Annotated in this window: 11 protein-coding genes and 1 other RNA gene; 5 read left to right on the forward strand and 7 right to left on the reverse strand. The window is 37.4% G+C overall.

Features of this window, described 5'->3' with window-relative positions:
- Positions 1-319 precede the first annotated feature (319 nt).
- From mfd to rny, 5 genes are all read left to right on the forward strand, one after another.
- The gene (gene mfd, locus CGC58_RS04030; protein WP_394336610.1) at positions 320-3,607 is read left to right on the forward strand and encodes a transcription-repair coupling factor; all 3,288 of its coding nucleotides are present in this window, start codon (positions 320-322) and stop codon (positions 3,605-3,607) included.
- 113 nt (positions 3,608-3,720) lie between these two features.
- Complete coding sequence (locus CGC58_RS04035) at positions 3,721-4,011, forward strand: hypothetical protein (RefSeq protein WP_095895227.1); 291 nt, start codon at positions 3,721-3,723, stop codon at positions 4,009-4,011.
- Between the two features lie 9 nt (positions 4,012-4,020).
- A complete protein-coding gene (locus CGC58_RS04040) occupies positions 4,021-4,308 on the forward strand; it encodes a cell division protein ZapA (RefSeq protein ID WP_095895228.1) in 288 nt (95 codons plus the stop codon).
- Positions 4,309-4,369: 61 nt separating this feature from the next.
- Positions 4,370-4,475: non-coding RNA, 6S RNA (gene ssrS / locus CGC58_RS04045), on the forward strand.
- Positions 4,476-4,525: 50 nt separating this feature from the next.
- Positions 4,526-6,094, forward strand: coding sequence for a ribonuclease Y (rny, locus tag CGC58_RS04050; RefSeq protein WP_095895229.1), 1,569 nt, complete (start codon positions 4,526-4,528; stop codon positions 6,092-6,094).
- A 72-nt stretch (positions 6,095-6,166) separates the two neighbouring features.
- Here the strand turns inward: rny and CGC58_RS04055 are convergent, their stop codons facing one another.
- The 7 genes from CGC58_RS04055 to CGC58_RS04090 all read right to left on the reverse strand — a co-directional run bounded on the left by CGC58_RS04055 (position 6,167) and on the right by CGC58_RS04090 (position 12,380).
- Entirely contained in the window at positions 6,167-7,396 is a 1,230-nt protein-coding gene (locus CGC58_RS04055; RefSeq protein ID WP_095895230.1) for a BaiN/RdsA family NAD(P)/FAD-dependent oxidoreductase, read from the reverse strand.
- 88 nt (positions 7,397-7,484) lie between these two features.
- The gene (locus CGC58_RS04060) at positions 7,485-7,814 is read right to left on the reverse strand and encodes a 2Fe-2S iron-sulfur cluster-binding family protein (RefSeq protein ID WP_095895231.1); all 330 of its coding nucleotides are present in this window, start codon (positions 7,812-7,814) and stop codon (positions 7,485-7,487) included.
- A 2-nt stretch (positions 7,815-7,816) separates the two neighbouring features.
- Entirely contained in the window at positions 7,817-8,923 is a 1,107-nt protein-coding gene (locus CGC58_RS04065) for a sugar-binding protein (RefSeq protein ID WP_232748862.1), read from the reverse strand.
- A 45-nt stretch (positions 8,924-8,968) separates the two neighbouring features.
- Entirely contained in the window at positions 8,969-10,021 is a 1,053-nt protein-coding gene (locus CGC58_RS04070) for an NAD(P)/FAD-dependent oxidoreductase (RefSeq protein WP_095895232.1), read from the reverse strand.
- 492 nt (positions 10,022-10,513) lie between these two features.
- Complete coding sequence (locus CGC58_RS04080; RefSeq protein WP_095895234.1) at positions 10,514-10,990, reverse strand: CvpA family protein; 477 nt, start codon at positions 10,988-10,990, stop codon at positions 10,514-10,516.
- An 88-nt stretch (positions 10,991-11,078) separates the two neighbouring features.
- Positions 11,079-11,738, reverse strand: a complete 660-nt coding sequence (gene deoC / locus CGC58_RS04085) for a deoxyribose-phosphate aldolase (RefSeq protein WP_095895235.1) — start codon at positions 11,736-11,738, stop codon at positions 11,079-11,081.
- 147 nt (positions 11,739-11,885) lie between these two features.
- Positions 11,886-12,380: a hypothetical protein gene (locus CGC58_RS04090; RefSeq protein ID WP_095895236.1), complete on the reverse strand. Its 495-nt coding sequence runs from the start codon at positions 12,378-12,380 to the stop codon at positions 11,886-11,888.
- Positions 12,381-12,427 lie beyond the last annotated feature (47 nt).

The raw sequence follows: 12,427 nt of genomic DNA on the forward strand, positions 1-12,427 counted from the left end.
TTTGATGATACAACGCAAAAGCTATAAACATTTTCTTTTACGTTACTATTTGTTTCGGCTAAGTTAAGAAAAAAACACGAACTGCAAAAAAAAGAAACCATTCTTTTTAAATTTGTTGGTTTTTAGCCCTTTCAAAAGCGAGCTTAATCCGAAGAAAATTCAATGTAGAAATTTCAACATTTTTTTTCCTTCTTCATCTTTTTTCAAATAAAAAACCGATTTCACTTTGGTTCATTCCCAAAATAAATAGTAATTTTGCAGAAAAATTTTTGTGAAAACGAATCCCATTCTTCAAAAAATTTCTGAGAATACATCATACATTCAATTATTTTCAAAAATAGAAAAAGGCGAACGCTGTTTAACTATTAATCATTTAGCAGGAGCTTCGTTATCCTTTATCATTGCCAATCTTTATCAAAACACAAACCGAAATTTATTCGTGATGCTTTCCGATAAAGAAGAAGCCGCTTATTTTTTGAACGATTTGGAAAGTTTGTTAGGCGATGAAAACGTGATTTTCTTCCCTGACAGTTACCGACGCCCGTATCAAATTGAGGACACGGATAATGCCAATGTGTTGCTTCGTGCCGAAGTGTTGAACAGATTAGGCTCACAGCAAACGCCCTTGATTGTAGTGAGTTATCCCGAAGCTCTTTTTGAGAAAGTAATTACACGCAAACAACTCGAAAAGAATACGTTAAAAATCAAAAAAGGAGATGCTCTGCCGTTGGATTTTCTCAACGAAATGCTTTTCACATACAATTTTAACCGAACCGATTTCGTTACCGAACCCGGAGAATTTTCCGTACGTGGCGGTATTGTGGACGTGTTTTCATTCTCCAATAACGAGCCTTACCGTATTGAATTATTCGGAAATGAAGTTGAAAGCCTCCGAACCTTTGACGTGGAAACTCAGCTTTCTACACGGCAGCTTTCTCAAATTACTATCATTCCGAATGTGGAAAATAAAGAGAGTGAGGAAGTCCGACAGTCATTTCTTGAATATATCTCAAAAGAAACGCTTTTCATTGGCAAAGATATTGACGCTTTTCAGGCAAAAATCGACCGTTTATTTCAAAAAGCAGTCGATATTTACGATAAAATGTCAAAAGAAGTCAAACATCTTGCTCCGGAAATGCTCTTCTGCCAAAGTTCAACCCTTACCGAGCAGATAAAAACCTTCCAGAGTTTATTTTCAGGGGCAAATTCGTTGTTTCCGTCCGAAACAATTCCGTTTAGAACCAGTCCGCAACCCGCTTTTAACAAACAGTTTGAACTTCTCATCGCTTATTTGAACGAAAAACACGCCGAAGGTTTCACTAACTATATTATTTGTTCCACTGAGCAACAAGCCAAACGCTTTGACGATATTTTCAAGGAAATGGAGCAAAAAGTGCATTATCAAACCGCCATTTTGTCGCTCCACAGCGGATTTGTAGATTCGGACAACAAAATCAACGTCTTCACCGACCATCAGATTTTTGAACGATATCATAAATTCCACTTAAAAAACGGATATGCCAAAAAGCAAGCCATTACACTCAAAGAACTCACTCAACTAACTGTTGGCGACTATGTTACGCACATCGACCACGGCATCGGGAAGTTCGCAGGCTTGCAAAAAATTGAAGTTGAAGGCAAAATGCAAGAAGCCATCAAGCTCATCTATGGCGACCGCGATGTGCTTTTCGTAAGCATTCATTCTCTGCATAAAATCACCAAGTACAACGGCAAAGACGGCAAACCTCCGAAGATTTACAAATTGGGTTCGGGAGCGTGGAAAGCCCTGAAACAGAAGACCAAAGCCAAAGTAAAAGAAATCGCCTTTAACCTCATTCAGCTTTACGCCAAGCGGAAGGAAGCCAGCGGTTTTGCCTTTGCTCACGACAGTTATATGCAAAACGAATTGGAAGCTTCGTTTCTGTACGAGGACACGCCCGACCAAAGCAAGGCCACCGCCGAAGTAAAAGCCGATATGGAAAGCCAAAAACCGATGGACAGGCTTGTTTGTGGCGATGTTGGCTTCGGGAAGACGGAAGTTGCCATTCGGGCTGCCTTCAAAGCGGTCGATAACGGCAAGCAAGTGGCAGTGCTTGTGCCAACTACCATTCTGGCATTTCAACATTATCAGACGTTTGGTAACCGAATGAAAGATTTTCCTGTACGGATTGATTATCTGAATCGTTTTCGTACAGCCAAAGAAAAAAAACAAATTTTGGAAGATTTGGCAAAAGGTTCGATTGATGTCATCATCGGTACGCATCAAATCGTAAATGAAAGCGTGAAATACAAGGACTTAGGGCTTTTAATCGTTGATGAAGAGCAGAAATTCGGCGTGGGCGTAAAAGACAAACTCAAAACGCTAAAAGAAAACCTTGACGTACTGACACTTACGGCAACGCCCATTCCGCGTACGCTTCAATTCAGCTTGATGGCGGCTCGCGACCTTTCGGTTATTAACACGCCTCCGCCAAATCGCTATCCTATTGATAGTCAAGTGATTCATTTTAATGAGGAAATCATTCGCGATGCGGTTTTATATGAAATTCAGCGGGGCGGACAGGTTTTTTTCATCAATAATCGGGTGGAAAATATCCGCGAAGTAGCTGGAATGTTGCAAAGGCTGGTTCCCGATGCCAAAATCGCTGTCGGACACGGGCAAATGGACGGCAAAAAACTCGAAGAAACAATGCTTGCCTTTATGGACGGGGCGTACGATGTGTTGGTTGCCACAACCATTATTGAAAGCGGGTTGGACGTGCCGAATGCCAATACCATTTTCATTAACAACGCTCATAATTTCGGGCTTTCTGACCTGCACCAAATGCGTGGGCGTGTGGGACGGAGCAACAAAAAAGCGTTTTGTTATTTCATCACGCCTCCGCTTGTGGCAATGTCCGATGATGCTCGAAAACGTATACAAGCCGTTGCTCAATTCACCGATTTGGGAAGTGGCTTTAACATCGCTATGAAAGATTTGGAAATACGAGGAGCGGGCGACCTACTCGGTGGCGAACAAAGCGGATTTATCAACGAAATCGGGTTTGAAACCTATCAGAAAATTCTGCAAGAAGCCATCGTGGAGCTAAAAGAAAACGAATTTTCCGACTTGTATCAAACCAAAGAAGAAGACAAATCGTACCTAAGTGATACGCATATCGACAGTGATTTTGAACTTTTGTTCCCCGACACATACATAAACCGAGTTGCCGAACGCTTAAATCTTTATAATGAACTGAGTAACATCACTTCGGAAGCCGATTTATTAACTTACGAAAAGAATCTGATTGACCGCTTCGGGCAACTGCCTCCGCAAGCCGTTGATTTACTCAATAGCGTACGCCTAAAATGGATTGCGACCAAAATGGGCATCGAAAAGTTAGTGATGAAAAAAGGAAAAATGACAGGCTATTTTATTTCCGACCAACAAAGTCCGTTTTATCAAAGTCCACGTTTTCACAAGGTGTTGCAATTTGTACAACGCTTCCCCGACCGATGCAAAATGCAGGAAAAAGAAACCCGCAACGGACTGCGATTGTTGCTCATCTTTGAACGAATCACTTCAGTAGATAAAGCCTTAAATATTATGCAATTACTTGAAAAATAAAAACTCAATTGATTAATAGCAAAAGCTCAAAAAAATAATTAGTTTGTTAAAAAATTGCTTTTTACATATTTCTGTTTTAACTTTGCAAACCAGAGAATATTAAAGAATTTGCAATGAGTAATATCAGCAATTTGGTGGAGTTACTTGAAGAAAAGGCGACTTCTTTGAAGGAAAAAGTAGATAGGTTAAAATCTGAAAACCAAAAACTTATCCAAACTATTGAGACACTAACTCAAGAAAAAGAAATTTTAGAGAATGAGATTTTGGTTTGGAAAGAAAAAAACGAAGCCGCAAAAATTGCAAATAGTATTCTCGGCAGTAATGAGAACAAAACAAAAGCAAAATTAAAAATAAACGCTTTAATTCGGGAAATTGACGCTTGCATCGCTCAGCTTTCAAAATAAAATTTAAAAATGGATAACACCTTGAAAATAAAGCTTTCTATCGCTGATAGAGTTTATCCATTGGTCATAGAACCACATCAGGAAGAGGGGTTCAGAAAGGCTGCAAAAGAAATTAATGAAATGATTCATAATTTTGAACGAAACTATGAATTGAAAGATAAAAGAGATGCCTTGGCTATGTGTACCATCGTTTTGGCTACACAAATTGAGCAAGCTAAGATTGATGAAAGTAATCAAGATTTAACAATTAAAGAAAAATTAGAAAATATTAGCAAAATGATAGATTCTATCATTTGAAACAAAACAAGTTCTTTAGAATAGCAAAATTACTGCCTACATTGATTGCACTTTTTGGTAAACTCAACATTTACAACTTAATAAAGGGTAAGTGGAGTTGTTAGAGCGAGCCGTCACAGAACGGATACTTGACCAACTCAGTAGCCCTAAACCTGTTTTAGGAGTTTACAAAACTCTTATCAATGTAGGCTTTTTTATTTATAATTTTTATTAACAAATGACGACACTTATATTAGGAATTGTAGTTGCAACCATTTTCGGACTAATTATCGGGTTTGCAATCGCAAAAGTTTTAGAAAAGAAAAACGCCTCAAAAATCATCACAAATGCTCAAACGGAAGCAAGCACATTGCTAAAAGACGCAAAAAATGAGGCAGAAAACATCAAAAAAGATAAGATTTTACAAGCGAAAGAGAAATTTTTGGAACTAAAATCCGAACACGAAAAAGTAATTGCGAGTAAGGACAAAAAAATGGCGGAAGCCGAAAAGCGTATTCGTGATAAAGAATCACAAGTTTCTAACGAATTAGCTCAAAACAAGCGTCTTAAAGAAGATTTAGACAATAAAAACAAAGAAGCCGAACAACGCTTACAAAACATTGATAAAAAACAGGAAGAAATTGAGCGTCTGCACAAAAACCAAGTGAAACAATTAGAGCTAATCTCCGGACTTTCGGCAGAGGAAGCAAAAACACAACTTACAGATTCACTGAAAAGTGAAGCACAGGCAGATGCAATGGCTTACATTCAAAGTACCATTGAAGAGGCTAAATTGACTGCTCGCCAAGAAGCTAAAAAGATAATTATCAACACAATACAAAGAATAGGAACAGAAGAAGCAATCGACAATTGTGTTTCTGTTTTCAACTTAGAGTCAGATGATATCAAAGGGCGTATCATTGGGCGTGAAGGTCGAAATATTCGTGCTTTGGAAGCTGCCACCGGTGTTGAAATTATTGTAGATGACACCCCTGAGGCGATTATTTTATCTTGTTTTGACGCTGTTCGCAGGGAAATTGCACGACTTTCACTACATAAATTAGTAACAGACGGACGTATCCACCCTGCTCGTATTGAAGAAGTTGTAGAAAAAACAACAAAGCAAATCGAAGATGAAATCGCAGAAATCGGTAAGCGTACCGTAATTGATTTAGGAATTCACGGACTACATCCGGAATTGGTTAAGTGCGTCGGGCGTATGAAATATCGTTCTTCATATGGTCAAAATTTGCTCCAGCACTCGCGCGAAGTTGCCAAATTATGCGGATTGATGGCAGCCGAATTAGGGCTAAACGTAAAATTAGCGAAACGTGCAGGATTATTACACGACATCGGAAAAGTGCCACAAGTTGAAACTGAAGTACCTCACGCAATATTGGGTATGGAATGGGCTGAAAAATATGGTGAAAAACCTGAAGTTTGCAATGCTATTGGAGCTCACCACGACGAGATTGAAATGACTTCGCTCCTTTCACCTATCGTTCAGGTTTGTGACGCCATTAGCGGGGCAAGACCGGGAGCTCGTCGTCAGGTGTTAGATTCGTACATTCAGCGTTTAAAAGACTTGGAGGATGCTGCTTTTTCTTTCCAAGGAGTCAAGAAAGCCTATGCTATTCAAGCGGGACGTGAATTACGTGTAATTGTTGAAAGTGAAAAAGTTAGCGATGACAAAGCAGCAGAGCTTTCATTCAATCTTTCGCAAAAAATCCAGACGGATATGACCTATCCGGGACAAGTAAAAATTACCGTTATCCGAGAAACAAGAGCAGTAAATATTGCTAAGTAAGCTATTGCTCCAATAAAAAACAGCCTGAAATTTCATAAAATTTCAGGCTGTTTTTTTGTACTATAACGGAAATCAACCAATGGATTCAGATATTAAATAACCGCCCGTCCAAGCATTTTGGAAGTTAAATCCGCCTGTAATAGCGTCAACATCAATGATTTCTCCTGCCAAGTACAAATCTTTAAACAGCTTACTTTCAAATGTTTTAAAATTAATTTCAGAAAGAGAAACACCGCCTGCCGTCACAAATTCTTCTTTAAAAGTTGATTTTCCTTCTATCTTAAACCGAGAGCAGGTCAAGGTTTGTGCTAAATTACGAATTTGAGCTTTGCTTATTTCCGACCAAAGCTCATTTGGATTTACACCTCCTTTTTCTAACAATCTGTTCCACAATCGTTTAGGGAGATTAAAAAAGGTCGTGTTTTGTAGCATTTTTCGAGGGTGATTTTGTTTTATTTCTTGTAATATAGAAATAACTTCCTCTGTACGAATCTCTTCTGAATCAGTCACAAGCCAATTCACTTCCAGAATACACTTATAATTCTTCTCTGCTAAAATCCTTGCTCCCCAAGCCGAAAGTTTCAGTATGGCGGGACCGCTAAATCCCCAATGAGTAATCAACAAAGGAGCTACATTCTTTATTTTCAAAGAATTACCCTCTTCATCTCGAAGTGAAACTTTTGAAGTGACTGCAATTCCTGACAAATCTTTTATAAATAAATCCGAGGTATTAAATGTAAATAAAGAAGGAACCGGAGGTACAATCGTATGCCCTAATTCTGACAATATTTTCCAGATTTTCGGGTTGCTTCCAGTGGTTACAATTAGTTTTTTAGCAGAAAAAGTTTGTGTATTCGTTTCCACGTTCCAACCAACATCTGATTGATAAAATCGAACCACGTTTTGAGAAGTAAACAACTCTATACCAAGCTGTTTCACCAATCTTGTAAAACAATCAATTATCGTTTGTGAATTGTTCGAAAGAGGAAAAACACGTCCGTCTTCTTCTGTTTTTAAAGCCACTCCCCTACTTTCAAACCAATCCATCACATCGCCACACATAAAACGATGGAAAGGACTCAACAACTCTTTTTCTCCTCTTGGATAATTCTTAACCAAATTCTGAGGAATAAATTCGGCGTGCGTTAAATTACAACGTCCTCCACCTGAGATTTTTACCTTAGAAAGTACTTCTTTTCCTTTTTCGAGAATGGCTATTTTTAAAAAAGGATTTTTCTCAGCACAATTGATTGCTGAGAAAAATCCCGCTGCTCCGCCACCTATGACGATTATATCAAACATTCTATAATAATAAAAATAGAATTATTTCTGTATTTATCTGATTTACAGAATTCAAACAAATCAAAATTCTACAAATTGCTTTTAATTTCTACGGATATGGAGCCAAAATCACTTCCAAACCTTCTATATCCTCTGTTACAGGGATTTGACATCCTAATCTGCTATTTTCTTGTACGTGATACGCCTCAAAAAGCATAGCTTCTTCCTCATCAGATTTTTCCGGCAATAACACGTCATTTTGCACATAACACTGACACGAAGCACACATTGCCATACCTCCACAAACGCCTATCTCCCCATCTTGAGCAATCTCGTAAGCCCTCATTACCTCCATCAGGTTCATATTCATATCCGTAGGAGCTTTTAGCTCGTGTAGTACACCGTCGCGGTCTGTTATCTTCAGAGTAACATCATTCATTTTTAATAATATTCTATTTTTCGAACTCTAATTTTAGTGGGAACTCCATTTTCGTAAAGCACAGCTTCTTTCCAATTGCCTTTTCTATCGAAAGAATATCTGTACTTATGGTCAAACTCCGGAGTTCTGTGAAGTTGTAGCAATCCGTTTTCGTCAAAAACTTTTTTAGAAATCACATCTGTTTTCGTTTTTATGGTTTCGACCTTGCCAGATGGTTTATAGAGGACGTTCATTTCCAAATAAAAATCGGAATTGTCCTTTGCAGTGCAGACAGTTTGCACCAATCTGCCCATTTCATCATAATTGTAAGAACAGATAGTCTCCTCATTTTCTTCGTTTAGGAATTTTGCCTTAACTAACTTGTTTTTCTTATTATACTCATTTTCAGTTCTCAAGAATACTTTTCGCTCGGGGAAAGATTCCTCTGAAAAAGTAACTTTTCTGGCTTTATTGTATTTGTATGTTTCTTTTTTGATATACTCCATACGAACCTGCCCTAAAGTTTGTTCCTGTTTTTCAAGACTTTGCATTTCATCTTCAAGAGATAAAAATTTGCCTATTTTTTTACTTCTTCCGATGCAATTGCCCAAATCATCGTATGTGAAAGCAATCGATTTTAGCAACTGGTCTCCTTCGTGCTCGTCAATTTTCACCAAACGCTTCTTATCGTCATAAACATATTGTTTGTTGACTATAAAATCTCCGTCGGAAACTTTGAAATTCGTCTGGCTTTTAATTAACTTACCTCCTAAATCATACACAAAATTAACTTCCCCGAACGGGTTACCTTCTGCATAATAAGTAACTGAGTTTGTGTTCTTTCCTGTTCTGTCAAATTCATATGAAACGTTTGTTTTTGTGTACTTCGATTCGTTTTTCTCAATATTCCAATCCTCAACGAAAGGGTAAATATTGTACCTTTTTCCGTCAATGGTTCTCTTTCCTTTCGGATTTGCTTCCAAAAAATAGGAAAAATCTTCAATTTTTTTAACTTTCCCTTTGAGTGACAATCTCTTAGGGCTTATTGTATCTGTTTGAGCTTGTAGTGCAGTTATACTTATTGTGAATAATAGGGCAAATAAGTAAAATTTATTTATTTCTCTCATCATCTTCATTAATCTTTCGTTAGTATTTCTATATGCTTTTCAAATGTCTCATTCTATTGATTTTACTACGGCTTTTTCGGCTTCCTTACGGCTTCCGTCAAAACCGTCAACTCCTGCTACTGTTGTATATTTCAGAACATATTTTTTTCCTGGATTTAAGCGATTGTAAATGCTTTGGCACATCAACGTTGCTTCGTGGAATCCGCAAAGAATCAATTTCAATTTTCCGGGGTATGTATTGATATCTCCAATAGCGTAAATCCCCTCTATATTTGTTTGATAATCAAGGGCATTATTTACTTTAATTGCATTCTTTTCAATTTCAAGTCCCCAATCGGCAATGGGTCCTAACTTTGGCGTAAGCCCGAACAACGGAATAAAATAATCGGTTTCTATTTCTTGCCGAACTCCTTCTTTCTCTAAAATGAGCGACTCTACCTTTCCATTTCCTTTAATTTCAACAACTTCGCTGGGAGTAATCAAATTTATTTTTCCTTCGTTTTTGAGTTCCTTCACTTTTTCTACGGAATCCAAAGCTCCACGAAATTCGTTTCGTCGATGCACCAAAGTCACTGATTTAGCGATATTTGCAAGATAAATACTCCAATCCAAAGCTGAATCTCCTCCACCTGCAATTACCACGCGTTTTCCTGCGTACTGCTCCGGATTTCTGACAAAATACTCAACTCCTTTTTCCTCATAATCAGCAATATTCTGAAGTTCAGGTTTTCGAGGCTCGAACGTTCCCAATCCCCCTGCGATGGCTACCGCTTTTCCTTTGACCTTCGTTCCTTTGTTTGTTGTAACTATGAACGTTCCATCTTCAAGCTTATCAATGGTTTCCGCTGTTTCCGACAATGTAAATTCCGGCTGAAATTGCTTGATTTGTTCCATCAAATTATCAACAAGTTCACCAGCTCCCACGCTCGGGTAACCAGGAATATCGAAAATTGGTTTTTTGGGATACAACTCCGCCAACTGTCCACCCGGTTGTGGCAATGTGTCAATCAAGTGGCATTTTAATCTGAGTAATCCCGCCTCAAAAACAGCAAAGAGCCCTGTGGGTCCCGCCCCAATAATTATGATATCCGTTTCTTTCATTTTTTTATATTAAAAAAACAGTTCAACATTACATTAAATCATTCAATTTGAATAAGTTATCTACTTTTCAAAACATTTTCAATTTTCCACACAAAAGCCTGAAATTCATTTTTTTCATTCAGCCTTGCCAAGCAAAACAGACTTAAAATTTTTAAAGATAAGGAAAGATAATGCACCTTCTGAAAGATGTTGCCTTTATGAGAGGGCAGCCACGCACTTACGTAGCGATATATTTTGAAGTACCATACTTTAACTTTTGGTTTTGCGAAAATTCGCAAAAATTCTGTCCGCTCCGCCTCACAACATTACTCCCCAAAAATTATTTTCTGTATTTTTCCGACATACTGAATAAATTTACTCTTCCTTGCAGAAAACTTTCGCAAATATATACATTCATTCAGTATTTTCAAAAAACATTAGTAAATATGCCCAACAAAAAATGTTTTTTAAAATTTTATTAATGTTTTTTAACAAAATAAAAACTAATTCCGTTTAGAAAATATTTTTATAAAACAGTTCGCCTATGCTTTTTATAGGCTCATAAAAAACAGAGTTTAACAGAGTTTCTTCGGGTATCCATTTGGTTATTTGCCACGTTTTTTCAAGCATCAAAAACAGCGAACCAGCGATAACAGCCATTTTCAAAACGCCGAAAATCCCTCCGGCCAATCTATTAAAAAATCCTAAAGAAACAGATTCTACGATTTTGGTTAGCAACTTTGCCAGTAACATCACAGCCAACATAATCAATATCAACGTAAAAGCGAATGAAAGAGCTTCAGTTGTGGATTTATCAAACGAAAAATGTTGATTTAAAATTCCGGCAATGTAAAACGAAAAGTGAATCGCTCCGTAAATTCCTAAAACAATGGCGAGCAATGAAGCCAGTTCAATAATCACTCCTCTCCAAAGACCTCGAATCAAGCCAAAACCCAAGAAAATCAACAATATAACATCTACTGTATTCATCTACACTCTATTATAAAAAAACAGAAATATGACAATTCGGACGTTATAAAACAATTTCCCGAATCATCATATTCCTAACAATATCAGATTAATATCCTGTTCCTGTTCCTCCGCTTACAATCGCAATTCCGTTGGACGTTCCGATGCGTTGCACTCCTAAATCAACGTATTGCATTGCTGTTTTAAAATCACGAACTCCGCCCGAAGCCTTTATTTTTGCTTTTCCATCAACGGCTTCTTTCATAAGTTGAACGTCTGAAAGAGTTGCTCCCCCTGTGCCAAATCCTGTGGAAGTTTTCACAAAATCAGCTCCCGCTTCTACCGACAATTTGCAAGCCAAACGCTTCTCATCATCAGTCAGATAACAAGTTTCCAAAATAACTTTCAGCACTCTGTTTCCGCAAGCTTTTTTAATGAGAACTATTTCCTCACGTACTTTATCAACCTCGCCCGATTGTAACCAACCTACATTGATTACCATATCAACTTCGTCAGCTCCATCGGCAATAGCCTGCTCAGTTTCAAACACTTTGGAACGCGTACTCATCGCTCCAAGCGGAAAACCAACAACACTGCAAACATTTACGTTCGTACCTTTCAGAAATTCTTTGGCGTAAGAAACATATCCGCTATTGACACAAACCGAAAAAAAATCGTGCGTAATTGCCTCTTTACAAAGGGTTTCTATTTCAGAAACAGTAGCGTTTGCTTTTAGAAGTGTGTGGTCGATATATTTATTTAGTTTCATATTTGTTATAGATTTTTAAATAAAATTTGAACTCCGCAAAGTTACGATTTATTACCTTTTGGACAATACAAACAATGGAAAAAGCTGCATTTAGTTATACAAAACAAGGGCTCTCGAATTAATTAACACGAAAGCCCTCAATATCTCTTAATTAGCAACTAAATATGACTTTAAAATCTCATTTTGAGAAAGAGCCTCTTCATTTTGAATACCTATTAGGAGAGTTTCTCCGTTTTTTAATGTTATAAACAGTCCTTTATTTCCTCTGACTCTATACACTGTACCATATTTCAAACTAACTCTGATACCCGAACTTACCATTTTATAATCAATAATTTCTACTTTTCGGACATTCTTAAAAAGAATTCTCCTTGTATATATCGGATAAAATTGTACTTGAATAGCCTCTGTTGTTATTGTTAATTTTAGCTTAAGAACAAACAAAACGGAGATAATCACTAACAAAACGAGGTTAAACAGAATCAAACCCACATCTGACATTGGAGAATCTCCAAAAGGTTTACCAAGAAATATTTGTTGGTATGCCCTAACAGCAAAATACGACCATAATATCAAAAGTGGAACGCCTACCCAAATAGGAGTAAATCTCTGTTTTTCAAAGTATAAACTATCTGATTTCATAAAACTCTCATTTTTACGGATTTCACACTTATAATGCCCTCACAGAA

The organism is Capnocytophaga stomatis, from assembly GCF_002302635.1.
Classification (GTDB): domain Bacteria; phylum Bacteroidota; class Bacteroidia; order Flavobacteriales; family Flavobacteriaceae; genus Capnocytophaga; species Capnocytophaga stomatis.